At 74.3% G+C, this 25,197-nt stretch carries 21 protein-coding genes; 11 read left to right on the top strand and 10 right to left on the bottom strand.

Annotated features, from left to right (window positions below; translation table 11 throughout):
* Positions 1 to 17: 17 nt before the first annotated feature.
* From JWR81_RS22220 to JWR81_RS22200, 5 genes are all read right to left on the bottom strand, one after another.
* Entirely contained in the window at positions 18 to 1,982 is a 1,965-nt protein-coding gene (locus JWR81_RS22220; RefSeq protein ID WP_297656350.1) for a methylmalonyl-CoA mutase family protein, read from the bottom strand.
* A gap of 69 nt (positions 1,983 to 2,051) precedes the next feature.
* On the bottom strand, positions 2,052 to 2,264 hold the full coding sequence (locus JWR81_RS22215; protein WP_297656347.1) for a ferredoxin: 213 nt from the start codon (positions 2,262 to 2,264) through the stop codon (positions 2,052 to 2,054).
* Entirely contained in the window at positions 2,261 to 3,451 is a 1,191-nt protein-coding gene (locus JWR81_RS22210) for an NADH-ubiquinone oxidoreductase-F iron-sulfur binding region domain-containing protein (protein ID WP_297656344.1), read from the bottom strand. The genes JWR81_RS22215 and JWR81_RS22210 overlap by 4 nt, the downstream gene beginning before the upstream one ends.
* Positions 3,448 to 4,029, bottom strand: coding sequence for a ferric reductase-like transmembrane domain-containing protein (locus tag JWR81_RS22205; RefSeq protein WP_297656340.1), 582 nt, complete (start codon positions 4,027 to 4,029; stop codon positions 3,448 to 3,450). Before JWR81_RS22205 ends, JWR81_RS22210 begins: the two co-directional genes overlap by 4 nt.
* Entirely contained in the window at positions 4,026 to 4,958 is a 933-nt protein-coding gene (locus tag JWR81_RS22200; protein ID WP_297656337.1) for an FAD:protein FMN transferase, read from the bottom strand. Before JWR81_RS22200 ends, JWR81_RS22205 begins: the two co-directional genes overlap by 4 nt.
* A gap of 386 nt (positions 4,959 to 5,344) precedes the next feature.
* Between JWR81_RS22200 and JWR81_RS22195 the strand changes: the two genes are divergently transcribed.
* From JWR81_RS22195 to JWR81_RS22175, 5 genes are read left to right on the top strand one after another with little or no spacing between them, the layout of a single operon-like run.
* On the top strand, positions 5,345 to 6,769 hold the full coding sequence (locus JWR81_RS22195; RefSeq protein ID WP_297656334.1) for a cytochrome ubiquinol oxidase subunit I: 1,425 nt from the start codon (positions 5,345 to 5,347) through the stop codon (positions 6,767 to 6,769).
* Between the two features lie 10 nt (positions 6,770 to 6,779).
* A complete protein-coding gene (gene cydB / locus JWR81_RS22190) occupies positions 6,780 to 7,781 on the top strand; it encodes a cytochrome d ubiquinol oxidase subunit II (protein ID WP_297656331.1) in 1,002 nt (333 codons plus the stop codon).
* Positions 7,778 to 9,478, top strand: a complete 1,701-nt coding sequence (cydD, locus tag JWR81_RS22185) for a thiol reductant ABC exporter subunit CydD (protein ID WP_297656328.1) — start codon at positions 7,778 to 7,780, stop codon at positions 9,476 to 9,478. Before cydB ends, cydD begins: the two co-directional genes overlap by 4 nt.
* Entirely contained in the window at positions 9,475 to 11,205 is a 1,731-nt protein-coding gene (cydC, locus tag JWR81_RS22180) for a thiol reductant ABC exporter subunit CydC (protein WP_297656325.1), read from the top strand. Before cydD ends, cydC begins: the two co-directional genes overlap by 4 nt.
* Positions 11,206 to 11,214: 9 nt before the next feature.
* Positions 11,215 to 12,558, top strand: coding sequence for a hypothetical protein (locus JWR81_RS22175; RefSeq protein ID WP_297656322.1), 1,344 nt, complete (start codon positions 11,215 to 11,217; stop codon positions 12,556 to 12,558).
* Positions 12,559 to 12,574: 16 nt separating this feature from the next.
* On the opposite strand, the gene JWR81_RS22170 is transcribed toward JWR81_RS22175, so the two are convergent.
* From JWR81_RS22170 to JWR81_RS22150, 5 genes are all read right to left on the bottom strand, one after another.
* Positions 12,575 to 13,819, bottom strand: a complete 1,245-nt coding sequence (locus JWR81_RS22170) for a DUF4032 domain-containing protein (RefSeq protein ID WP_297656319.1) — start codon at positions 13,817 to 13,819, stop codon at positions 12,575 to 12,577.
* A gap of 17 nt (positions 13,820 to 13,836) precedes the next feature.
* A complete protein-coding gene (locus tag JWR81_RS22165) occupies positions 13,837 to 14,601 on the bottom strand; it encodes an SDR family oxidoreductase (RefSeq protein ID WP_297656316.1) in 765 nt (254 codons plus the stop codon).
* A gap of 301 nt (positions 14,602 to 14,902) precedes the next feature.
* The gene (locus tag JWR81_RS22160; protein WP_297656312.1) at positions 14,903 to 16,072 is read right to left on the bottom strand and encodes a 5-methyltetrahydropteroyltriglutamate--homocysteine methyltransferase; all 1,170 of its coding nucleotides are present in this window, start codon (positions 16,070 to 16,072) and stop codon (positions 14,903 to 14,905) included.
* 128 nt (positions 16,073 to 16,200) lie between these two features.
* Positions 16,201 to 18,105: a bifunctional homocysteine S-methyltransferase/methylenetetrahydrofolate reductase gene (locus JWR81_RS22155; RefSeq protein ID WP_297656307.1), complete on the bottom strand. Its 1,905-nt coding sequence runs from the start codon at positions 18,103 to 18,105 to the stop codon at positions 16,201 to 16,203.
* On the bottom strand, positions 18,102 to 19,460 hold the full coding sequence (locus JWR81_RS22150) for a CdaR family transcriptional regulator (protein WP_297656304.1): 1,359 nt from the start codon (positions 19,458 to 19,460) through the stop codon (positions 18,102 to 18,104). Before JWR81_RS22150 ends, JWR81_RS22155 begins: the two co-directional genes overlap by 4 nt.
* Positions 19,461 to 19,594: 134 nt before the next feature.
* On the opposite strand from JWR81_RS22150, the gene JWR81_RS22145 reads away from it, so the two are divergent.
* Genes JWR81_RS22145 through metK form a run of 6 tightly spaced genes read left to right on the top strand, consistent with a single transcriptional unit; the run spans position 19,595 to position 25,059 of the window.
* Positions 19,595 to 19,831 (top strand): hypothetical protein, encoded by a 237-nt coding sequence (locus JWR81_RS22145; RefSeq protein WP_297656300.1) that lies wholly within the window; start codon positions 19,595 to 19,597, stop codon positions 19,829 to 19,831.
* Between the two features lie 41 nt (positions 19,832 to 19,872).
* Positions 19,873 to 20,433 (top strand): methylenetetrahydrofolate reductase C-terminal domain-containing protein, encoded by a 561-nt coding sequence (locus JWR81_RS22140; RefSeq protein WP_297656290.1) that lies wholly within the window; start codon positions 19,873 to 19,875, stop codon positions 20,431 to 20,433.
* Positions 20,430 to 21,359: a methylenetetrahydrofolate reductase gene (locus JWR81_RS22135; RefSeq protein ID WP_297656287.1), complete on the top strand. Its 930-nt coding sequence runs from the start codon at positions 20,430 to 20,432 to the stop codon at positions 21,357 to 21,359. The genes JWR81_RS22140 and JWR81_RS22135 overlap by 4 nt, the downstream gene beginning before the upstream one ends.
* Positions 21,349 to 22,806 (top strand): hypothetical protein, encoded by a 1,458-nt coding sequence (locus tag JWR81_RS22130; protein WP_297656284.1) that lies wholly within the window; start codon positions 21,349 to 21,351, stop codon positions 22,804 to 22,806. Before JWR81_RS22135 ends, JWR81_RS22130 begins: the two co-directional genes overlap by 11 nt.
* A gap of 1 nt (position 22,807) precedes the next feature.
* Positions 22,808 to 23,839, top strand: a complete 1,032-nt coding sequence (locus JWR81_RS22125; RefSeq protein WP_297656281.1) for a hypothetical protein — start codon at positions 22,808 to 22,810, stop codon at positions 23,837 to 23,839.
* A complete protein-coding gene (gene metK, locus JWR81_RS22120; RefSeq protein WP_297656264.1) occupies positions 23,836 to 25,059 on the top strand; it encodes a methionine adenosyltransferase in 1,224 nt (407 codons plus the stop codon). Before JWR81_RS22125 ends, metK begins: the two co-directional genes overlap by 4 nt.
* Positions 25,060 to 25,197: the final 138 nt, after the last annotated feature.

The raw sequence follows: 25,197 nt of genomic DNA, 5'->3' as shown, positions 1-25,197 counted from the left end.
CGTGAAGTCGGGGATGGTCACTGCGATCCCTCCAGTGCCGCGTACACGGCGTCGATCGTGGCGAGGGCGTCGCCGCCCGCGAACAGCTGCCCGTCGATGCCCGGCACATCGGCCTTGCCCGCGAGCAGGACGTACCGCGCCCCGGCCTCGCGCAGCGCGGCGACGGTGGCCTCGGCACGCTCGGTGTAGATCGTGTCGGTGGAACAGAGGACCGCCACCGGCGAGCAGCCGGCGCCGATGCGCGTTCCGCTGTCGCTCGACGCGGCCGTATAGGCCTTGGCGACGTCCTCGGCGGTCTCGGTCGGGCCGGCGTCGATCGCCTCGACGCCACCGGCCTGCAGCACGTTGCGGGCGAACCCGGCCCGCGCGGTGTAGGCGGCGAGCGGGCCCAGCGTGGCGAGGAACGCGCGTGGCCGCGACCCGGTCTCGGCGAGGACGGCGTCGGAGTGGTCGCGGTGGGCCTCGTACGGCCCGGCGGGCCGGTAGACCGGCAGTCCGCCGGACTCGGTGGCCGGCAGCGGATCGCGCTCGACCGGCTTCTCGTCGAGATCCGGGAACTCGCTGACGCCCGTGAGCGGCACCCTGCGCGTGGCGACGCCCTTCTCGCGCTTCGCCCGGACCGCGGCGACCTTCTCGGCCACGAACCCCGAGTCGAGGGCCGCGACGGCCCCGCCCGCGGCCTCGATCTCCTGGAAGAACGCCCAGGCGGCCTGCGCGAGCTCGTCGGTGAGCGACTCGACGAACCACGAGCCACCGGCGGGGTCGATCACCCGGGCCAGGTGCGACTCCTCCACCAGCAGGGACTGCGTGTTGCGCGCGATGCGGCGGGAGAACGGCGTGGAGCGCCCGATCGCGGCGTCGAAGGGCGCGACGGTGACGGCGTCGGCCCCGCCGACCCCGGCCGCGAAGCCGGACACGGTGCCGCGGAGCAGGTTCACGTACGGGTCGCGGCGGGTGAGCATCGTGGGCGATGCGACGGCGTGCTGCGTCTGCGCCGTGTCGGCGGACGCCCCGGAGACCTCCAGCACGCGCGACCAGAGCCTGCGGGCGGCGCGGAACTTCGCGATCGTCGGGAACTGCTCGGCCGTGGCCGCGAGGCGGAACTCCAGCAGCCGCGCGGCCGTATCGATGTCCAGGCCCGCCTGGGTGCCGCCGTCCGGGCCCGCGGCGGTCAGCGTGCGCAGGTAGGCGACGCCGGCCGCGAGCGCGAAGCCCAGCTCCTGCCCGTCGGAGCCGCCGGCGGAGTGCACCGGCAACCCGTCCACGACGATCGCCCTGACCAGCGGGAACTCTCCCGCGACCCGCTGCGCGAGCGGCACCACGGTGTCGAGGTCCGGGCCGCTGCCGGTGCGGGCGCGGACACCGATCGGGTCGAGGCCGAGCGTGCCCAGCAGCGTGGCGGGGTCGATGCCGCGGTCGGTGGCCAGCGCGAGGAACGCCTCGGCGGCGCCCACGTCGGCCCCGTCGGCGTCCAGGACGACCGGGGCCAGGTCGAGGAACATCCCGTCGAGCACCACAGGCAGGTCCGTGACGGCCGTGCCGCCCTCGCCCACCGCGAGCCAGATCGAGTTGACACCGTTCTCGAGGTCGGCGAGGACCGCGGTGTGGGCGGTCTCCGCGTCGGGCTCGGCGTGCCGCTGGCGCGCGTCCCAGCCGTCGGGGACCGGGCCCGTGGCCCGCGAGCCCCGGACGAACGGCCGCTGCCCGGGCACGCCGGCCGCGGGCAGGCCGGCGACGTCGTCCACGGTGTAGAGGGGCCGGACGCCGATGCCGTCCAGGGACGACCTCACCAGCTTCGCGACGCCCGCGCCGGGCTCGGCGTCCTCACCGATCCGACCGGACTTCCGCAGCACCCCGTCGACGAGTCCGACCCACTGCTCGCGCGTGGCGGCGGGGAACTCCGCGGCCAGGCTCAGCTCGTCGGGTTCCGCCGGTGCTGCGCGTTCCGGGACCGTCTCGGTGCTCGCGTCGCCGTCGACCATGGGCGGAGTCTAGTGACCGGCGGTACTGACCGTTCCACTCCGAGCAGCGTGACCCCGCGCACGCCCCGATCAGGGGGTATCCCGGCCCTGCTCCAGCCGCAAGGCGAGGCGCGGGCAGTCGCGCACCGCCTGCCGGGCGTGGCCGTGCAACGCCCGGGGCACGGCGACGTCGGTGCCGGTGAGCGGGTAGCCCCATTCGTCGCGGCCGATCAGCTCGGGCAGCAGCTCGACGCAGCCGCCGCGGCCCTGGCAGCGGGTCCAGTCGATGTGGAGGGTGGTCACGAGATCGCTCCGAGGTCGGTTCCGAAGACGCGCAGGGCACTGCGGACCAGCCGCACGGTGCCGTCGGGGTGGTGGCAGGCGCCGCGGCCCGCCGTGAGCCCGGCGAGCCGGTGCAGCTCGGCGACCAGCCGGGGGTCGCGGTCACCCGCGGCGATCCGGCCGAGCACGTCGGCCATGCGCGGCAGCCCGCCCTGGCAGGGCCCGCACTGGCGGGCGCTCTGCCCGGCCAGGTAGGCCGCGATCCGGGCGGTCTCGACCATCCCGGAGACGCCCGGCGGGAGCGCGATCAGCACGCCCGCCCCCGTCGCGGCCCCGTATCCACCGAGCGACGCGCGGGAGAAGGTCGCGACGCCGACCTCGTGCGGGGCGAGCCAGGCGCCGTGGAAGCCGCCGACCAGCACCGGTGCGGGATGCCGAAGGCCCGCGCCGTCGAGGACCGCGCGCAGCGGGGTCCCGTGGGCCACCTCGACGACGCCGGGCCGGTCGAGCGCCCCGCTCACCGTGACCAGCGCCGTCCCCGGTTCGGTGGCCGTCCCGCGGGAGCGGAACCAGCCCGCCCCGAACCGTGCGATCAGCGCCAGGTGCGCGAGCGTCTCGACGTTCTGCACGGCAGTGGGACGGCCGTGCACCCCGGACTCGACGACGCGGCGGAGCTTGTCGCCGGGAAGCGCGGGCCGTCCCTCCAGCGCGGCGACGACGGCCGACTCCTCCCCCGCGACGAACCGCTCGGCGGCGACCGTGACCTCCACGGGGACCCGGTCGACGCCGGCGCGTTCCACCAGCGCCGCCTGCACGGCGACCAGAGCGGCGGGCGCGACGAGCACGTGCGCCCGGTCGGCACCGATCGCCGCGGCCGCGAGCTGTAGCCCGTCGAGGACGAGGTGCGGGGCGTGGGCGAGCAACCGGCGGTCCTTGGCGCTGGCCGGTTCACCCTCCGCCCCGTTGGCGACGACGAGTGGGACGCGGCCGGTGGCTGCCGCGGCCGAGGCCGCCACGGTGAGCTTGCGGGCGACGGGGAAGCCCCCGCCCCCGCGGCCGGTCAGCCCGGCGGCCTCCAGCTCGCGCACGAGCGGGACGGCCCACGGGATCGGTCCGACGTGGCGCAGGTGGTCCTCGAGCCGCAGCCGCGCGGCGTCGAGGAGGGGGTGGGACGGGACCGTCCCGGCGGCCGTGGTGAGAGCGGTCATCGGACACCGATCAGGGGGGCGGGGACGACGGGGGCGGGAGCGGGCCCGCGCACCTCGGCGAAGCGGTCGGACACCCGCCAGCCGACGGCACCGAGCACCGCTGCCACGCAGAGGCCGGTGGTCGTGAGCATCCAGCCGGTGCCGGCGTCCCTGCCCGAGCCGAGGCCGTGGGCGAGCGCGATCGGCCAGGCCGCGTAGGCGGCCCAGTGGATGCCACGCCAGATGCGCGGCCCGATGCGGTCGCGCAGCAGGCTCGTCGCGACGAGCGCGAGGATCAGGTCGAGCGCGAGCGCGCCCAGGCCGTACCAGAAGGGCTGCGCCGCCGCGGTGAACGGGACGACGAGCGACAGGACGTCGAGCTGCGCGTAGGGGTCGAAGAGCAGCGTGCCGACGTGCACCACCAGGAACGCGACGGCGAGCAGGCTCGCGCTGCGGTGCACCGCGGTGACGGCGAAGCGGGGCAGGCCCGGCAGTGGGCGGCCGGAGCGCGTCGCGATACCCAGCCCGACGACGAGCGTGAGCAGCACCAGCGACACCACCCCCGTGCCGCGGCCGAGGTACCACAGGGCGTTGATCATGAGGACGGCCAGTCTCCGAGGGTGAGGATCTTGAACGTGGCACCGACCAGGCGGGCCGGGACGCCGAGCGCACGCAGCCAGGGCAGCGCGTCGAGCCCGCGGACGACCGCCGCGGTGGTGAGGGTGTTCGCCTCGACGCACGTGCCGGCCGCGACGCTGACCGTGCGCCAGACCGCGGCCACGGGCATGCCGGAGCGCGGGTCGAGGACGTGGTGGGCCGTCCTTCCCCGGCCCTTCCCGCCACCGTTCTCCCAGGTGCGGCTGACGGTGCTGGAGGTGGCCAGCGCGCCGCCGGCCCCGAGCGTGACGGGAGCGGCGGGGTCCTCCGCCTGGTCCCGGACGAGCACCTGCCAGCCGTCGACGGGCGCGGGGCCCGCGGTGGCGATGTCGCCGCCCAGAGCCACCAGCACGCCGCTCCCGCAGGCGCGGGCGACCTCGGCCGCGCTGTGGTCGGCGGCCCAGGCCTTGGCCGTCGCGCCCAGGTCGAGCCGGGTGCCCGCGGGCACGGTGAGGACGTCGCCGTCGAGCTGGACCCGCCGCCACGCCGGCTCGGGCGCGGCCAGGAACGTCCGCAGCGGACCGTCGCCCAGGAGGGAGAAGTCGCGGTCGTAGCCGGCGGCGGCCAGCGCGGCACCCAGCGTCGGGTCGACGTCGCCGTCGGTGCGACGGGCGGCCAGCAGCGCGGTCCGCACGAGCTCGGCCAGCAGCGGGCTCACCCGGGCCGGGGTGCCGTCGCCGGGGAGCATCGCGATCTCGGAGTCGGGCCGGAACCGGCTGCACGCCGCCTCCACGCGCCGTGTCACGTCCTCGACGACGCGTCGCGCCACCGGGAGCGCGCCGGGATCGGTGGCGACGAGCCGCGCGGTGGTGCTCCACAGCGGCCACTGTGCGGTGCCGGGCCCCAGGGGGAGGGTCTCCAGGAGCGGCATCACGATCCGCCCGACGAGGCGTGTGATCCGCCACTCGCCGATCCCTGGCCGACGGTGGCGCCGGAGGGCTGCCACGCGTTCGACGAGGAGCCGTCCGCGCTGCTGCTGGAGCCGTCGGTGGCGGTTCCGGAAGCGGTGGTGCTCGCGTCGGCGGAGCCGTGAGCTGCGACGACAGCGAGGCCGACGGCTCCGGTGACGCCTACTCCCGCGATCGCGGCCGTCACGGCGACGACCCTGCGGCGCCCCGCTGCACGCTCTGTCCGGTTCATGTCCCCGACGGTGCCGACGCTCCCTGTGCGTCGGCTGTGCCGGTCCTGTGCGGAGGATTCTTCTACGGGGTGTAGAACTACTACCGGACGTAGAAGTTCGGTGAACGGAGGCACTGCGTGGATGCCCTGGACCTGTCCCGATGGCAGTTCGGGATCACGACGATCTACCACTTCCTGTTCGTCCCGCTGACGATCGGCCTGTCGGTCGTCGTCGCGGCCCTGCAGAGCGCCTGGCACCGCACCGGCCGGGCCGAGTACCTGCGGGCCACGAAGTTCTTCGGCAAGCTGTTCCTGATCAACTTCGCCATGGGCGTGGTGACCGGCATCGTCCAGGAGTTCCAGTTCGGGATGAACTGGAGCGCCTACTCGACGTTCGTCGGCGACGTCTTCGGCGCTCCCCTCGCGCTCGAGGCGCTGCTCGCGTTCTTCCTGGAGTCCACGTTCATCGGGCTGTGGATCTTCGGCTGGGACCGGCTGCCGAAGCGCGTGCACCTCGCCACCATCTGGGTCGCCGCGATCGGCTCCAACCTGTCGGCGTTCTTCATCCTCTCGGCGAACGCCTGGATGCGGCACCCCGTCGGCTTCACGGTCGACCCCGCCACCGGGCGCGCGCACCTCACCGACATCGTCGCGGTGCTGACGAACCCGCAGGCGCTCTCGACGTACGTGCACGTGCTCGGCGCGTCGTTCGTCGTCGCGGGGCTGTTCGTCGTCGCCGTCAGCGCCATCCGGATCCTGCGCACCCGCAACGGCAAGGCGGACGCCCCGCAGGCCGACCACGAGATGTTCCGCCGCACGCTGCGCGCCGGTCTGGCCACCACCGCGATCGCGGGCATCGTCGTCGCGCTCTCGGGCCACAACCAGGCGCAGCTCATGGCGCAGTACGAGCCCATGAAGCTCGCCTCGGCCGAGGCGCTGTGGCAGACCGAGCAGCCCGCCGGGTTCTCGCTGTTCGCGGTCGGCGACGTCGAGGGCAGCCGCAACCACCTCAACGTCCAGATCCCCTACCTGCTCAGCTTCCTCGCCACCGACACGTTCTCCGCGCCCGTGCAGGGCATCACCGAGATCCAGGCCCAGAACGTTGCGCGGTACGGGCCCGGCGACTACGTCCCGGACGTGCCCGTCCTGTACTGGGCGTTCCGGCTGATGATGGGGCTGGGCCTGGCCGGCGTCGGCGTCGGCGTGGCCGGCCTGTGGCTCACCCGCCGGGGGCGGCTGCCCGAGCAGCGCTGGATGTACCGGGTGGCTGTCGCCGCCCTGCCCGCGGCGCTCACCGCCGACATCTTCGGCTGGGTCCTCACCGAGATGGGCCGCCAGCCGTGGACGGTCGTGGGCGAGCTGCTCACCGCGGCCAGCGTCTCCCCCGGCGTCAGCCTCGCCGAGGTGGCGCTCTCGCTCACCGTGTTCACCGCCCTCTACGGCGCGCTCGCGGTCGTCGAGGCCCGGCTGCTGTGGCGGTACGTCAAGAAGGGTCCCGAGCCCGTCCCGGTCGCGGGCTCCGACTCGGGCGACGAGCCCCTCGTCCCCGCGCTCGGCTACTAGGAGGACGACCGTGGATCTCCCCACCGTCTGGTTCGTCGCCATCGCGGTCCTGTGGACCGGTTACTTCGTGCTGGAGGGCTTCGACTTCGGCGTCGGCATCCTGCTGCCGGTGCTCGGCCGTCGCTCGCGCGGCGACCGCAGGGTGGTGCTCGACGCGATCGGACCCGTCTGGGACGGCAACGAGGTCTGGCTGATCACCGCGATCGGCGCGATGTTCGCCGCGTTCCCCGCCTGGTACGGAGCGACGCTCAGCGGCTTCTACGTGCCCGTGCTGCTCGTGGTGCTCGCGCTCATCGTGCGCGGGGTCGCGCTGGAGTACCGGGGCAAGGTGGACGACCGCGCGTGGGTGCGCCGCTGCGACCTCGGGATCGTCGTGGGCAGCGTCGTGCCGGCGTTCGTCTGGGGCGTGGTGCTCGCGAACCTCGTGCGGGGTGTCGAGCTCGGACCCGACGGCGTCGTGCGGTCTGGCGTGGCCGACCTGCTCAGCCCGTACGCGCTGCTCGGCGGCCTGGCCACGCTGACACTCTTCACCCTGCACGGCGCCGTGTTCCTGGCGCTCAAGACCGACGGACCGGTCCGGCACCGCGCCCGCGCTGCCGTGCGGCGGACGGGGCCGGTGGCCGTCACCGTGCTCGCGGGCTTCCTCGCCTGGACACAGACGGCCCACGGCGCGGGATGGACCACCGCCGCCGCGGTCGGCGCCGTCGTGGCCCTGCTCGCCGGTGCGGTGCTCGCGGCCCTCGGGCGGGAGGGTTGGGCGTTCGTGGCCACCGTCGTCACGATCGCGGCGTTCACGGTGGTGCTGTTCGGGTCGCTCTACCCCGCAGTGCTGCCCTCGACCCTGGACCCGGCCTTCGACCTGACGGTGGCGAACGCCGCCTCGGGGCCGTACACGCTGGGGCTGCTCAGCTGGGTCGGCGGGATCTTCCTCCCGGTGGTGATCGCCTACCAGTCGTGGAGCTACTGGGTGTTCCGCCGCCGGGTCACCCGGGCGCACGTCGGCGCGGCATGAAACCCCTCGATCCCCGGCTCGTCCGCACCACGCGGTCGGTGCGCGTGCACCTCGTCGTGACGGTCGCCTGCGGGCTGGCACTCACCGGGCTGATCCTGGCGCAGGCATGGTTGGTGGCGCGGGTGATCTCCGGGGCCGCGACGGGCGCGGCCGGGATCGCCGCGGCCGTCACGGCGGTGGGCGTGGTCGTCCTCTCCCGCACCGCGCTGGCGCACGGTGCCGAGACCGCGGCCCTGCGCAGCGCGGCCCGGGTGAAGTCCGACCTACGGCGGCAGCTCGTCGCCCACGCGACCGGGCCGGCCGCCGACCCCGTCCGGACCGACGCCGGCGAGCTCGCCACGCTCGCCACCCGCGGCCTCGACGCCCTCGACGACTACGTGGCCCGCTACCTCCCGCAGCTCGTGCTCGCCGTGCTCGTCCCGGTGGCCGTGCTCGTGGTGGTGGCGCGGGCCGACTGGATCTCCGCGCTGGTCATCGCACTGACACTGCCGCTGATCCCGGTGTTCATGGCCCTCGTCGGATGGCACACCCAGGACCGCACGCGGAAGCAGTGGCGGCTGCTGGAGCGGCTCGGCGGTCACTTCCTCGACGTCGTCGAGGGGCTGCCGACGCTGGCGCTGTTCCGCCGGGCGAAGGCCGAGGCCGCGCTGATCCGGCGGGTCACCGACGACCACCGCCGCGCCACGATGGGCACCCTGCGGATCGCGTTCCTGTCGGCGTTCGTGCTGGAGCTGCTCTCGACGGTCGCGGTGGCCCTCGTGGCCGTCGAGATCGGGCTGCGGCTGCTCTACGGCCGGCTCGACCTGGAGACGGCGCTGCTCGTGCTGATCCTCGCGCCGGAGGCCTACCTGCCGTTGCGCGAGGTGGGAGCCCGCTTCCACGCGAGCATGGAGGGCGTGGTGGCCGCGGAACGCGTGTTCGCGGTGCTCGACGGCCCGGGCGGACCGGCGCCGGTCCCGGCCGCACCGGCCGCGCCGGCCGCGGCACCGGAGATCCGGCTGCGTGGGGTCGGCCTCACCCATCCCGGCCGCGAGGTCCCGGCGCTGCACGACCTGGACCTGGTGCTGCGCCCCGGCACCACCACCCTCGTCACGGGTCGCAGCGGCGCCGGCAAGACCAGCCTGCTCGGGCTGCTGCTGCGCTTCGGCGACCCGGACCGCGGCACGATCACGGTCACCGGGCGCGACGGCACCCCCGTGCGCCTCACCGACGTCCCTGCCGACGACTGGCGGCGCCGGCTCGCGTGGGTGCCGCAGCGCCCGTACCTGTTCGACGCGTCGGTGGCCGACAACATCCGCCTCGGCGCCCCGGACGCGACGGACGCGCAGGTGGAGACCGCGGCCCGGCTCGCGGAAGCCCACGCGATGATCACCGCCCTGCCCGGCGGCTACGCCACGCGTCTCGGCGAGCGCGGCACCCGCCTGTCGGCCGGTCAGCGGCAACGCATCGCCCTGGCCCGCGCATTCCTGCGCACCGCCACGGCGGACGGGGACGTCGTCGTCCTCCTGGACGAGCCGACCGCCCACCTCGACCCGGAGAACGCCGCGCTCGTCCGCGCCGGGGTCGCCCGGCTGCTGGAAGGGCGGACCGGCGTGATCGTCGCCCACGACGCGGGCTGGTCCGACCTCGCCGACGAGCTGGTCCACCTGGAGGCCGGTCGCGCGCTGACCGAGGCACGGGAGGTGGCCCACCGATGACGGCGCCCAGGCACGACCCCCTCCGGCGGATGCTCGCGCTCGCCCGGCCGCGCGGCGCCCGCTTCGCGCTCGGCGTCCTCGCCGGCGCCGTCGCCACCGGCTCGGCCGTGGCGCTGCTCGCCGCCGCCGCCTGGCTCATCGCCACCGCCGCGGGCCACCCGTCAATAACGGCGCTGAGCGTGGCCGTCGTGGCGACCCGGGCCCTGGGTGTGACCCGCGGGGTGGCGCGCTACCTGGAGCGGCTCGTCACCCACGACGCCGCCCTGCGCACGCTCGCCGACGTCCGCGACCGGGTGTACACGCGCCTGGCCCGCACCGAGCCGATCCACCGGTTCCGCTCCGGCGACCTCGTCACACGGCTGGTGGGCGACACCGACGCCACCCAGGACCTGCTCATCCGCGGCCTCACCCCGCCGCTCGCCGCGCTCGTCGTCGGGGCCGGCGTCGTCACGCTGTCCACCGCCGTGCTGGTGCCCGGCGGGATCGTGCTGGCCACGGGTCTGCTGCTGGGCGGGCTCGCCGTCCCGTTCGCCGCCGCGGCCGCCGGACGTCGGCCCGGACGGCGTCGGGCCGCGGCCACCGCCGCTCTCTCCACCGCGCTCGTCGACACCCTGCACGGCGCGCCCGACCTCGTCGCCTACGGGGCGATGCCCCGTGCGGTGGCCCGCATCGACGCGGCCGACGCCGAACTGGCCCGCGTCGCCCGCCGGGACGCCGGGCTGCTCGGGCTCGGGGCAGGCGCGTCCGCGCTGGTCGCGGGCCTGACGCTGTGGGCGACGCTGCTCGCCGGCGTGGCCGCCGTGGACTCCGGAGCCCTCGGCACGGTCCCGCTCGCCGTGCTCGTGCTGACGGCGCTGGCCGCATTCGAGATCGTGGCGCCGCTGCCTGCCGCCGCAGCTCGGCTGGGAGCGGTGCGGGCGTCGGGGACGCGGCTGTTCGACGTCCTGGACACCCCGCCCGCGGTCACCGTCCGCGCCGCCCCCCAGGCCGGTCCCACGGACGCCGGCCTGCACCTGCGCGACCTGCGCGTCCGCTACGGCCCGGACGAGCCCTGGGCCCTCGACGGGCTCGACCTCGACCTCGCTCCCGGCCGGCGGATCGCGGTGGTCGGGCCCAGCGGGTCGGGCAAGAGCACGCTGGTCGACGTCCTGTTCCGGTTCCGCGACCCCGGCGGGGGCACCGTGCACCTCGACGGTGTCGACCTCACGACCCGTGAGCCCTACGAGGTCCGCGCGTGGGTCAGCGGCGTACCGCAGGACCCGCACATCTTCGCGAGCACCGTGCGGGAGAACCTGCGCCTCGCCCGCCCCGACACCGCCGACGGCACCCCCACCGACGACGCGGCGCTGCGCGAGGTCCTGCGCCGGGTCGGAATGGGGAGCACCGGCCTGGAGGAGGAGGTCGGCGCGCACGGGGCGCGGCTGTCGGGCGGGATGCGCCAGCGCCTCGCACTGGCCCGGGCCCTGCTCACCGACCCGCGCGTCCTCGTGCTCGACGAGCCGACGACCCACCTCGACCCGAACACCCGCGACGCCGTGCTCGACGATCTCCTCACCGCCACGCAGGGCCGCTCCATGCTCCTGGTCACGCACGATCTCGCCGGCCTCGACCGGCTCGACGAGGTGGTCGTCGTCCTGGACGGGCGCGTGGCACAGCGCGGCACCGACGCCGAGCTGCGGGAACGGCCCGGCTGGTACCTCACTTCCGTGTCGGCGGCATCCCGCTAAGGTCCGCCCGTGCGTGATCACCGCGTCCTCGCCGCAGTGCTCGCGGTGGTTGTCCTCGCCGCCGCAGCCTGCTCCGCCGCCCCCACCCCGCAGTCGGTCGCCGCCTCTGCGCAACAGGCGCTGTCCGGGGCGTGGAGCTGGCAGAAGCAGGCCGCACCGCTGGATCTCGGTGTCAGCCACACCCAGTCCAGCCTGGACCCCGAGGAACCCGCCGCGGCCCGGCAGCGCGGCGAGGCCATCCTGTCGGCCGACGGCGCCTACTGGCAGAACGTTCACCTCATGGGCTTCGGCACGCTCAACCCCGAGCCCTCGCCCGGGGACTTCGAGTGGTCGAGCCTCGACACGCGCATGAAGCTCGTGAAGGACACCGGCGGGCACACCGTCCTCACCCTCTGCTGCTCGCCGGACTGGATGAAGGGCGGCGCAGCGGGGCAGACCGACTGGTCGAAGATCGAGGTCGCCCCCACCCCCGACCACTACGACGACTTCGCCGCGCTCGCCGCCGCGGCCGTGGAGCGCTACCCGCAGATCGAGCGCGTGCAGGTGTGGAACGAGCTCAAGGGCTTCTACGACGACGACCGGAACCGCTGGGGCTACGAGGACTACACCGCCTTCTACAACAAGGTCTACACGGCGGTGAAGGCCGTGCGCCCCGACGTCCAGGTCGGCGGGCCCTACATCGTGCTGACCAGCCTCGACCCCGGCCAGGCCAACGGGTCCGACGTCAGCGGCCCGTGGGGGGTGGCCGACCAGCGCGCGCTCGACGTCATCACCTACTGGCTCGCCAACAAGGTCGGTGCCGACTTCATCGCGGTCGACGGGGGCACCGCGACCCGCCAGAGGACACCGCCCACGTCGCTCCGGGAGGGCGCGCAGAAGTTCGCCGACCTCGACGCCTGGATCCGGCAGCAGACCGACCTGCCGATCTGGTGGTCGGAGTTCTACCCGAATCTCCCCGCCGGTCAGAACGGTGCGTCCACGAGCCCGGCCAGCGCCGCGGCCACCCTCGCCGCCGTCGCCGCGTTCGCGCAGTCCGGTGCCTCGGCCGCGCTGCTGTGGGGGCCTCAGGGCCGCACCGGCAGCAAGGACCTCGGCTACGGCGCGCTGTGGACCGACGCCACCTCGTCCGGCGGCGGGCAGCCCACCCCGCTCACCGCGGCCTGGCAGTGGCTCGAACCCCGCCTCTCCAAGGGCGACGTCGAGATCGGGTACTCCACCACCACGCCGCTGCTGGCGTTCCGCGAGGGCGGCGCCGCGCTCGTCGTGAACCCCACAGGCGGCGCGGTCACCGTCGCCGACGGCACCGCCCCGATCCCGGCCTGGAGCTCGACGATCACCGACCGCAGCGAGTGAGCCGGCCCGGGTCGGATCAGCTGGGTGCGCCCGGGATGTCGGGCAGCACCGTGAGCGTCGCGGGGGTGGCGGGCAGAATCCTCCCGACGTACGAGCGGGCGGCCGCCGTCGTGCCCACGTCACGGCCCTCCTGCTCGGACAGGAACCAGCGGTGCTCCAGGATCTCGTGGAACACCTCCGCAGGGGCGAGCCGGTCGTCGAGGTCCTCGGGCACCATCGCCATCACGCGGTCGAAGACCTCGGCGCGCCACCGGTGCGCGGCCACGGTCTCGGGGACGGCGCGGCCCTCCTTCTGCTCCAGGTAGGCGCGATAGCTCACCACGTCGTTGAGCAGGCGGCGGGCCTGGTTCTCGGTGACCTCCAGCCCGGTCAGCGCGAACAGCTTCATCCGGTGCCGTCCGACCTCGGCCACCTGGGTGTGCACGCGCATCCGCGTGCCCTCCTCGGTGGTGCTCAGCTCGATCTCGTCGACGTCGAACCCGAGCTCGTTGATCCGATCCACCCGCTCGGCGATGCGGTAGCGCTGCTCGTCGGGCTGCAGCAGCTCCTCGCGGGTCAGCTCCTCCCACAGCGCCGCGTAGCGCCGCGGGATCTCGGCCGCGATCTCGACGGGGTCGACGTCGTCGGGCAGCAGCCCGCCGTACTGCAGGTCGAACAGCTCCCCGCCGACCCGCTCTGCGGCGTAGTCGATGTCGAAGCGCCGCTGTCCGTCGCTCAGCGACGGGTGCATCTCGGCCGTCTCGGCGTCGACGAGGTACGCGGCGATGCTGCCCGCGTCCGGCCGGAACAGCGTGTTCGACAGCGAGCAGTCGCCCCAGAACAGGCCCGCCAGGTGCAGCCGGGCGAGCAGCTCCACCATCGCGTCCACCAGCTGGTCGGTGGCCCGCGTGGTGTGGCCGTGGGAGAAGACGTAGCGGTAGGACATCGAGTAGTCGAGGAACCGGGTGACGAGCACCGCGTCCTGCTCGTGACCCTGCGCCGGGGGCCGCTCCACGCACACGCCGAGCACCGAGACCGCCGGCATCCCCATCGCCTCGAGCTCGCCCAGCAGGCGGTACTCCCGCCGGGCGAGCCGCTCGTCGATCTCCTTCAGCGCGTAGACCAGGCCGTCGACCTCGACGAACCGGACGACGTGCCGCGAGATGCCGCGGTGGGCCAGCTCCAGGAGGCGGTCGTCCTTCCACTCCTCGAGCGGTTGCTCCCAGGGCAGCGACAGCAGGCCGGCCGCCCGGGCCGCGGGGGGACGGAAGATGAAACGCACGCGGGAGAGTACCGCCGTCAGGCCTTCGGGCCGCCCGCCACGTAGATCACCTGGCCGGACACGAACCCGGCGCCCTCGCTCACGAAGAACGACACCGTGTGCGCGATGTCCTCGACCTGGCCGGGCCGCGCCACGGGGATCTGCGCGGCGCGCACGGCGACGTAGGTGTCCCAGTCCTCGCCGATGCGCTCGGCCGTGGCCTTGGTCATGTCGCTGACGATGAACCCGGGCGCGATGCAGTTGGCCGTGACGCCGAACTTGCCCAGCTCGATCGCGAGGGTCTTCGTGAAGCCCTGCAGGCCGGCCTTGGCCGTGGAGTAGTTGGACTGGCCGCGGTTGCCCAGCGCCGAGGTGGACGACAGGTTGACGATCCGGCCCCACTTGGCGCTGACCATGTGCTTCTGCACCGTCTTCGCCATCAGGAACGAGCCCTTGAGGTGCACGCCCATGACCGTGTCCCAGTCGGTCTCGGTCATCTTGAACAACAGGTTGTCGCGCGTCACGCCGGCGTTGTTGATCAGCACCGTGGGGGCGCCCAGCTCGTCGGCCACGCGGGCGACGGCCGCCTCGACCTGAGCGGCGTCGGAGACGTCGGCGCCGACGGCGACGGCCGTGCCACCCGCGGCCTCGATCGCCTCGACGGTGCCCTTGGCCGCGGACTCCTCGAGATCGATCACGGCGACCGCGAGGCCGTCCGAGGCCAGCCGGAGCGCGGTGGCCGCGCCGATCCCCCGGGCCGCCCCGGTCACGATGGCCACCCGCTGGGGCACGTTCTCCGTCATCTGCGCATCCTCACTCGACGTCCACTCCGACAACTCCCCGCACCGTACCGGCCGTCCGGAGCGGGCGACCGCTGGCCGATCTTCGTCCCCGTTCGGCAAGCCGTGTCCACAGCCCCACCCCTTCGTGGTCGGGGTGGTCACCTGTTCGTGCGGTCGCCGGCGCTCACGCCTCGCGTGACCGCTCCGGTTCCGGCGTCGGGGGTGCAGGGCCCCGCGCACCGATCGGGTCCGGGGGGCGAGGGCACATGCGGCGGCGCCCGGCGAGAAGTCCCCAGCCGGGCGCCGTCATCCGCACTCGCAGCTAGAGGCCGAGCTTCTCCGCGGCGAGCCGGGAGCCCTCGACACGGGCCGCGATCTTCCCGAACGCCACGTCGCGCGCGTAGTCGGGTGAGCCGTGGTTGGGCTTCTCGTCGATGGAGAAGGGCGAGAAGCCGCAGTCGTCGGTGGAGCCGATCTGGTTCTTGTCGATGAAGTTCGCCGCCCGGATCAGGTTGTCGGCGATCTCCTGCGGCGACTCGACGCGGGGTGACTGGGTGACCGTCGACCCGATGTACGCCATCTGCACCACGCCGTCGGCGTCGGAGCGCAGGTGCTCACCGATGGACCGGAACACCGGGTCCTTGTCGCGCTCGCTGGCGCACTGGATGAGGAAGTAGCCGGCGTTGATGTCGAACATCGAGCCCAGCAGGTTGTTGTAGGGCACGTCAGCGGAGTGGACGGAGTCGCGGTCGCCGCCGGGGCATGTGTGGATCCCGATGTTGACGCGCTCCTCGGCCGTGAACCGCGCCATGACCCGGTTGTTCAGCTCGATGAAGTGCGGCAGCAGCCCGGCACCGGTCCAGGGGTTGCGGGGGTCCTCGCGGGTGGCGAGGCGGCCTTCGGTGAAGTCTACGGACACGCGCACCGCGCCGGCCGCGAAGGCCTGGCGGATGTCCTGCTCGCACTCGTCGATCAGCGCCGCCTCGAACTCCTCACGGGAGTAGCCCTCCACCGGGTCTTTCAGCGGGTAGAGCAGCGCGAGCATCGACGGCGCGATCACGGCCTGCTTCATCGGCTTCGTGGCGAACGGGATCGACTTGCGCAGCGTGTCGGCCGCGTGCTGGTTGTAGTGGAACGGGCCGGACTCCAGCTTCGGCAGCTGGCGGCCGTGGCCGTCGGCGAAGATCGCGAAGAACTGGCCGCCGGGGCCGAGGCCCGGCGCGAGACCGGTGCCGGCGAGGGTGTCGGCGATCGGGTACGTGGCGAACGACGACCAGCGCTGCTCGCCGTCGGAGATGATCGGCGATCCGGTGGCCTCGAAGCGCTCGATGGAGTCCTTGACCGCGGCGTCCTGCAGCTTCTCGAGGTCGCCCTTGCCGATCTCGCCGGCGTCGTACCGGGCGTAGGCCTCCTGCAGCTTCGCCGGGCGGGGCAGCGAGCCGACCGGCTCGGTGGGCAGGCCGGTGGCGGTCCGCGGGTCGTAAGCAGCCATGGCGGTGCGCTCTCCTCGAGTCGGATCAGCCGAACGGTGACGTCCCAGAGCGCGTAGCGGAACGAGCGTGCGCAGCTACGGACCGCGAACGTAGCGCGTGATCTAGGTCACGTCAACGAGGCCCGATGTCATGATCCACCGGCCGCGAGAACGAGCTGTTCGGCGGCGGCAGCCGCCTCTGGGAGGAGGATCACGACGCCTTCCGCATCGGATCGCACCTGTCCTATGAGCTCCGCCGCCAGGTCGATCCCGGCCTCCGGGGCCCCGTTCCCGGCCCGCTCGAGCAGCGCCAGTGCGGCCGTCGGGACCTCCGTGTCGGGCACCTCGTGGGCGAGGTACTCGGCCTGGGCGAAGCTGCGCAGCGGCCGCACGGACACCAGCACCGGCGCGGGTTCGCCGAGCGCGTCGCGCAGCCGCCGCCACGACTCCAGGTCGTACACCGGCCGCGTCACGAGGAACTGCGCCCCGGCCTCGACCTTGCGCAGCGCCCGCCGCGCCTCGACCTCCCGGTCGCGGGATCCCGGGGCGACCCGCACGCCGATCTCGAACGCGGTCTTGCCCGCGAGGCGCAGGCCGTTGCGGTCGCGGCCCTCGTTGAGCCCGGTCAGGAGCTCGACGAGGCCGGTCGAGTCGACGTCCCACACGCCGTCGACGTTCGGGTAGTCGCCCACGAGCGGCGGGCTGCCGGTCTCACACACGATCCGGCGCACGCCCAGCGCGTGGGCGCCGAGCAGGTCGGCCTGCAGCGCCATGATCGTGCGGTCCCAGGTGGTGACGCTGGCCAGGGTGTCGACGCCCAGCTCGTGCTGCAGGTGGACGGCGAGGTTCACCGGGCCCAGCCGGGCGCGCGGCCCGTCGCCCGTGGGGACCCACAGCGCGTCGACGCCGTGTCCGCACGCCTCGGCGGCCCGGCTCACCACCTCCGCGACGTGCCCGGCCTCGGGCGGTTCGATCTCGGCGAGCACCCGGAACCGCGGCCGCGACGCCTCCCGCGCCCGCTCCGGACGAACCAGCCCACCGGCGGTGTGACGCCGGGCGGACAGCTGGTCGGCCCCCGACGCCTGCCCCGGCGCTGTCCGCCCCACCCCCGGCCGTCCCAGCCCCGTCCGCCCCAGCCCCGTCCGCGCTGACCCCGCCCGCCCTGGCCCCGTCCGCGCAGGGGCCGTCGCCAGCGCCCTGACGACGGCGGCGAGGTGCGCCGGGGTGGTGCCGCAGCACCCGCCGACCACGGCGGCGCCCGCCTCCACCAGCAGCCGCGCGTACCGGGCGACGTACTGCGCGTCGACGTCGTAGGAGAAGCGCGAGCCCTCCGCCCGCCGGGGCAGGCCGGCGTTGGGCTGGGCCGCGATCGGTAGGTCGGTGTGCGCGCGAAGCTCCTGCACCACCGCGAGGACACCCTGGGGGCCGAGCGTGCAGTTCGTGCCCAGCGCGACGACCGGCAGGCCGGCCACCGCCGAGCAGACGTCGTGCGGGGTGTCGCCGCCGAACGTGCGGCCGTCGGGGGCGAAGGTGGCGGACGCGATCACGGGCAGGCCGGTCTCCCCCGCCACGCCGACGGCCTCCACCAGCTCGTCGAGGTACCCGAACGTCTCCAGGACGAGGACGTCGACCCCGGCCGCGGCGAGGGCGTGGATCTGCTCCCGCAGCGCCGCCTCCCGGTCGGCGGCGCCCACCCGGCGCCGCTGCTGCACCGTCACCGCCGGCGAGACCGACCCGCCGACGAGCACCTGCCGGCCGCAGTCCGCGACCGCGTCGCGGGCCACGCGCACGCCGGCGGTCGTGATCGCCACGGTGTCCTCGCCAAGGCCGTGGTCCTCGAGCCGGAGCCGGCTCGCACCGAACGTGTTGGTCTGCACGAGCCCGACCCCGGCGGCGAGGTAGCTGTCGTGGATCCGGCGGACGAGCGCGGGATCGGACAGGTTCAGCTCGGGCAGCGCCCGGTCCAGCGGGTGACCCGCCGCGTGCAGGACCGTGCCCATGGCACCGTCCGCCACCAGCACCCCGCCGGCGCCGAGCAGCCCCGGGCCCGTCACGGCAGCACCTGCACGATCTCGCAGGCCAGCTGCGCGAGCAGCCGGTCACGGTGGTGGTCCAGGCGCAGCCCGGAGATCTCCTCGACCCGCCGGATCCGGTAGGCGACCGTGTTGGGGTGCACGTGCAGCTCTCCCGCGGTGCGCTGCGGGCTGCCGTTGCAGCGGAACCATTCCACCAGCGTCCCGAGCAGGTCGGCACCGGTGCGCCCGTCGCGGGCGACGTCCCCGAGCACGTCGTCCGCGAACGCCCGCAGCTCGCCGAGGTCGGGCACCTGCAGCAGCAGCCGCAGCACCCCCAGCTCCCCGAACGCGACGACGGCCGGAGCGCGGGGCATCCGGCGCGCGGCGTCGATGGCGCTGCGGGCCTCGCTGTAGGAGCGCGCGATCTCCCCGGCCTCGCGGCAGCACCCCCCGATGCCCGCGACGACGTCGGCGCCGGGATGGCGGTCGAGCACGGCGGCCCGGCACCGCTGCGCCAGCTCGCGGACGGCGTCGAGCCCCGGCCGGGAGCCGTCCGGGGCGGGCACGACGGCCACGACCTCGGACTCGCGCACCGCGACGATCGCGGCGGACCGCCCGCGGGTGATGGTGTGCTCGGCGGTGGCGAGCACCCGCGCCCGATCCGGGGTCTCCACGACGCCGACCGCGAGGACATGGTGCTCGGTGCCGCGGGCGAACCCGAGGTGCCCGGCCCAGCGGTCGGCCTCCGCGGCGTCGCGGTCGCGGGCGAGCAGCAGCCCCTCGACGAGGTCGGTGCGGGCCCGGCCCGCCGCGGCGGCCACCACGCGTTCGCGGCCGAGGATGATCCCGCAGACCGTGGCGGCGTGCTCGGCGAGCAGGAGCAGCAGGTCGTCGCCGAGCTCGGGCTCGTCCGACGCCACCGTGACGAGGTGCGCGGCGACGTCGTGGCCGACCAGCACCGGCACGACCACGGCCCGGTCGAGCGCGGCCCCGGCGAGCCCGGCCCGGTCGAGTAGAGGCCCGTCGGCGGCCGGCCCCGAGAGCGACAGCCCCGAGAGCGACACAGCGCGCCGGTTCTGCGCGGCCGCCCCGAGCACCGCGGCGAGGCGGTCGCCGCCGACCGCCTCGGTGAACCGCTGGGCGGCGTCGGGCGGCGCCGCGGACAGGACGTCGGGCTCGCCGACCGGGTCGGGGCCCACGACAGCGACCCAGCAGCCCGTGCGGCGCGCCACGAGCCGCACCACCCCGTCGACGTCGGCGTCCTGCGACGCGAGCGCCGACAGGTGGCTGAACGCGGCCACGAGCTCGCGCAGCAGGACGTTCTCCCGGCGCTCGGGGGGCACGGCCTCGAGCCGCAGCCCCGGAGCCGGGTTCGCTCCTGCCGCCGCGGCCATGGGCGCAGCGTAGGAGCCGCTTGGGCTCCGCGGCCACTGTTCGCCCCTCCGATTTGTGGTCGAGCACATGTGTCCGGGGCCACAGCGCGCCCTAGCGTGGTCATCGACAGGCACGCACGCCGAGGAGGCCACCGGTGTCCCAGAGCATCGTCCATCCCCTGCTCACCGAGCTCGAACGCATCAGCGGGCACGTCGAGACCGAGCGGGCGGCCGCCGACCAGGCACTCATCACCGATCTGCGTCGTGAGGTGGCCGAGCTGCGGGCCGCCGTCGCCCACCTCCGGGCCGGTGCCACCCCCCTGCCCGGACGGCTGCGTCCGGTCGTCGCCAGGGCGATGACGGCCGTCGAGCTGCCCGCCCGTCCGGGCTGATGCCTGTCGCGAGCCACAAGTGCCCGGCCGGAGGCGGGGTCATGGCGGAGACGGCGCCCGGATGGCCCCGCCCGGCACGCCCCCGCCCGTCCGCCCGCGCGACCTACCGGCTCGCACCGCTGGTGGCACCGAACGCGCTGTACCGCCGGCTGGCCGCCCGGCTGGAGCGCCACCCCCGGGCCCTGCGGTTGTTCACCGCCGCGGAGCGCCGGGGCAAGGAGGCGCTGTTCGGGTGCCGGATGTGCGGCCAGTGCGCGCTGCCGGCCACCGGGTACGCGTGCCCGATGACGTGCCCCAAGCAGCTGCGCAACGGCCCGTGCGGCGGCGTCGCGGCCAACGGAGACTGCGAGGTGCACCCCGGCGTGACGTGTGTGTGGGTCACCGCGCTGGAACGCGCGGAGGAGGCCGGCCACGCCGACGACCTCACCCGCTTCCAGCGGCCCGTCGACCACCGCCTGACCGGAGCGAGCTCCTGGGTGCAGTACTGGCTCGGCCGCGACGAGGGCCTGTGGACGGAGCCGTCCGCGGCGCCTCGGACGGGACCGACCGGCCGCGGCGCCGGCGGGCCGGTCGACCTGGGGATGCCCGGGGCCCGGGCGTGACCGGTCCCGGTCCGGGCCTGCGCGGTGCGCTCGCCGCGGGCCGGTTCGCCGTCACGGCCGAGATCGGTCCTCCCCGCGGTGCCGACCGCGACGCGATCGCCCGCGCCGCGGGGCACCTGCGGGGGTGGGTGGACGCCGTCAACGTCACCGACAACCCCAGTGCCCACGTGCAGGTCGGGAGCCTCGCCGGATGCGTGCTGGCCGCCGAGGCCGGCATCGAGCCGGTGATGCAGCTGACCTGCCGCGACCGCAACCGCATCGCGCTGCAGTCGGACCTGCTCTCCGCTGCTGTCCTGGGCATCCCGAACGTGCTGCTGCTGACGGGCGACCACCCCGTCCACGGTGACCATCCCGAGGCCAAGCCGGTGTTCGACCTGGACGGCGTCCAGCTCGTCCGGACGGCCCGGACCATGCGAGACGAGGGCCGGCTGCTGTCGGGACGGGTGGTGGACCCGCCGCCCCGGTTCCTCGTCGGCGCGGTGGAGAACCCGTTCGCCCCGCCCACCCGGTTCCGGGCCGCGCGGCTGGGCAAGAAGGTGGCGGCGGGCGCGGAGTTCTGCCAGACCCAGTTCGTGTTCGACGTGGCGGCGTTCGCCGCGTGGATGCGCCAGGTGGTGGACCTGGGGCTCACGCAGCGGTGCGCGGTGATCGCCGGCGTCGGGCCGGTCCGGTCGCTGCGCGCCCACGAGTTCCTGCGCACGAGGGTGCCCGGGGTGGTCGTCCCCGAGTCGGTCGGGCGCCGGCTGCGCGGCGTGCCCGCCCACCGCGTCGCGGACGAGGGTGTGCTGATGTGCGCGGAGACGATCGCCGCGCTGCGGGAGATCCCGCACCTGGCGGGCGTGCACGTCATGGCGTTCGGGTACGAGCGCGGCGTCCCGGAGATCCTGGAGACGGCCGGACTGACGAGGAGGCTCCGTGCTGGTTGACGTCAAGCCCGCGGCCCGGCTGCGCGGCAAGAACGCGGTGGACCTGACCGGGGCACTGGCCCCGGTGTTCACGGCGCTGGCCGCCTGCGCGGCGACCGACCTGTCGCGGCTGCGGGTCACGGTCGACTGGGTGCAGTACCGCCACAACTTCCGGGCACCCGTCGAGCTGCGGCCGGTGGTCGGCGACACCCAGTTGGAGCTCGCCGTCGACCTCCGGCGGATCGCCGGCGCGCCCGACTCGACCGCGTCCGCGGTGGCCTCCGCCCTGCACGCCCACCGCACGGGCGGCGCGGGCGCCCGGCAGCTCACCCTGGAGGAGTGGGGGCCCACCAGCCGCAGCCTGATCTGGGCGTTCAACGCGCTGTACTGGGGTCACCTTCGCGACTGGGAGGAGGCCACCGGGCAGGACTACGAGTCGGCGCTGCCCGGCGGCCGCAGCGACGCCCGCGAGGACGAGCCGGTGCGCACGACCATCCGGGAGCTGTTCGCCGTGTGGGACGGTCTCGCCGAGCGCCGGGCGCTGCCCGAGGAGCTCTACGTCTTGGAGCTCGGCGTCGGCAACGGCCACCAGGCCCGGACGTGGCTCGACGCGTTCCGGGAGCTCGACCACGAGCACGGCCGCGGCTACTACCGGCGGCTGCACTACCTGATGGGCGACTACTCGGCCCACGTCCTGGAGCTCGCGCGCGCGACCGTCAGCGAGCACGCCGAGCGCGTCAGCTCGTTCGTCCTCGACGCGCTGCGCCCCACCACGTCGCTGGGGTTCCTGCGGTTCAAGGTGTTCCTCGTCTACATCTCCAACGTCTACGACAACCTGCCCACCGACGAGATCGCGACGATCGGGCAGCGCGAGCACCTCGTCGAGTCCCGGGCCCACCTGCCCGCGGACGCCGCCGCGGCCGTCGCGGCGAGCGTGCACACCACGCCGGACGCCCTCGGCGGGCTGGTCGAGAAGCTCCTGCGCCTGGGCCCCGCCCTGCTGGCCGAGGCCGTGCCGCAGCACGTGCCCGACACCCGTGCCGCCGTCGAGTTCTGGCGCGCGATCTGGGCCGCGCTGCGCCTGCAGGAGCGCTACGTGCCGTTGCACGGCCTGGACACCTACGCGATCGCGCCGGGCATCAGCGGTGAGCTGCTCCGGCCGCTGCTCGCCACCGGCAGCGACGTACGGATGCACGTGGCCAACGGCGCGGCCGCGAGCTTCGCCGAGACCCTGCCGCTGCTGCACCCCTACGGCCGGCTGCAGTGCCACGACCTCTTCGCCACCGACCCGCACCAGTACCGGGACGGCTTCCGTGGTCCCGGCAAGTACGACGGGTCGGTGGTCAACTGGGTGAACGGGCCGCTGCTCGCGCACATCGGCGCCCGCAAGGGCTTCGACGTGGCTTTCACCCCGTTCGCCCGGGCCGGGAGCAGCATCACGACCATGACGGCCGACGTGAGGGACTGAGATGCAACAGCTGCCGAGCCGACCCCTCCTGGCGACGACCGTCATCGGGTCCTGGTCGGTCCCCGACTGGCTGGAGCGCGCCAAGACGGGCGTCCACCACGGGTCGGTGAGCCGCACCCAGCTCGCCGAGATGCACGACATGGCGGTGAAGGCCGCGCTCAAGGACCAGGAGGTGGCCGGCATCGACGTCGTCAGCGACGGCGAGCTGCGCCGCGACAACGACGTCGACCACCTGCTGGCCCGCGTGCCCGGCGTGCAGGTGATGGACCCGGTCAAGGCGTTCTACTTCGACTACCTCGACCTCGCCCTGCCCGCCCCGCTCGACGACCCGCCACCGGCCCCCCTGGGGCTCGCCGCCGACCTCGCGTTCACCCTCGACCACACCGACCGCCCCGTCCGGTTCTCGCTCACCGGGCCGTTCTCGCTGTCGCGGCGGCTGCGCACCGAGGCCTACCCCGACCGGGCCGACCTCGTCCGCGCCCTCGCCCGGGTGCTCAACGCGGAGGCCCGCTCGCTGGCCGACACCGGCGCCGAGCTGCTGCAGATCGACGAGCCGTTCCTCGCGGGCCATCCCGAGCAGGTGGGCCTCGCGATCGAGGCGCTCAACATCGTGGTGAAGGACGTGCCGGTCACGTGGGCCCTGCACGTCTGCTACGGCAACCGCTACGCCCGCCCGCTGTGGGAGGGCCACTACGACTTCCTGTTCCCCGCCGTGCTCGAGGCGGACGTCGACCAGCTGCTGCTGGAGTTCGCGCGCAAGGGCGACGACGACCTGGCGCTCGTGGAGCGCTTCGGCTGGGACCGCGTGCTCGGCGTGGGTGTGCTCGACGTCAAGACGCCCGAGGTCGAACCGGTCGGCGTCGTCGAACGGAGGATCGAGCGTGCGCTGCGCGTCGTGCCTGCTGACAGGATGATCGTCACACCCGACTGCGGGCTCCGACACCTGCCGGCGTCCGCCGCACGCGCGAAACTGCGTGCCATGACCACCGCGACCGCACAGGTCCGCGACCGCCTCCAGAAGGAGCACGCATGATCCCGCTGGCCGAGAACGAGCACCTCTTCACGTCCGAGTCGGTCACCGAGGGCCACCCGGACAAGATGGCCGACCAGATCTCCGACGCCATCCTCGACGCCGCCCTGACCGGCGACCCCACCTCGCGGGTGGCCTGTGAGACGCTCATCACGACCGGGCTCGTCGTCGTGGCCGGGGAGATCACGACGACGGCGCAGATCGACTTCGCGGACGTGGTGCGGCGCACGATCAACGACATCGGCTACGACCGCGGCGAGTACGGCTTCGACGGCCACCACTGCGCCGTGATGATCACCCTGGACAAGCAGTCGCCCGACATCGCGCAGGGCGTCGACCAGGCGTACGAGAACCGCGCCATCGAGGGCAAGCTCTCGGAGGACGAGCTCGACAGCGACGGCGCCGGTGACCAGGGCATGATGTTCGGCTTCGCGTGCAAGGAGACGCCGGAGCTCATGCCGCTACCGATCGCGCTGGCCCACCGGCTCTCGCGGCGCCTGGCCGCCGTGCGCAAGGACGGCACGCTCCCCTACCTGCGCCCGGACGGCAAGACGCAGGTCACGGTCCGCTACCGCGACGGCAAGCCGGTCGGCGTCGAGAAGGTCCTCATCTCCACGCAGCACGCCGAGGAGGTCGAGACCGCGCAGATCAAGTCCGACCTGTGGGAGCACGTCGTGGTCCCGGAGATCCCCGCGGACCTGTACTCCGTCGAGGAGCTGCAGGAGAACTTCTACGTCAACCCGACGGGCCGGTTCGTGATCGGCGGCCCCGTGGGCGACGCGGGCCTGACCGGCCGCAAGATCATCGTCGACACCTACGGCGGCTTCGCCCGCCACGGCGGCGGCGCGTTCTCCGGCAAGGACTCCTCCAAGGTCGACCGCTCCGCCGCGTACGCGGCGCGCTGGGTCGCGAAGAACATCGTGGCCGCGGGGCTGGCCGAGAAGGTGGAGGTGCAGGTCGCGTACGCGATCGGCGTCGCGCGCCCGCTGTCGCTGCTGGTGGAGACGTTCGGTACCGAGCAGGTGCCGCTGGCCACCATCCGCAAGCTCGTGGACGAGCACTTCGACCTGCGCCCGGCCGCGTTCCGCCGCCACCTGCAGCTCAACCGGCCGATCTTCGCCAAGACCGCCGCCTACGGGCACTTCGGCCGCGACGACGCCGACTTCACGTGGGAGCAGACCGACAAGGCCGACGAGCTGCGCGCGGCCGCGGGACTCGACTGATGTCCTTCCCGTCGGATCTGGCTATCGCGGAGGCTGCCTCGCTTCGGCCGTTGGGTGAGGTGGCGGCCGGTATGGGTATCGAGGAGCGGCTGTTGCTGCCTTATGGCCGTGGTGTGGCCAAGATCGATCTTGCCGCGG

It is taken from the genome of Pseudonocardia sp. (assembly GCF_025965585.1).
Taxonomy (GTDB): Bacteria; Actinomycetota; Actinomycetes; order Mycobacteriales; family Pseudonocardiaceae; genus Pseudonocardia.
This window is presented reverse-complemented; position numbering and strand designations above follow the sequence as displayed.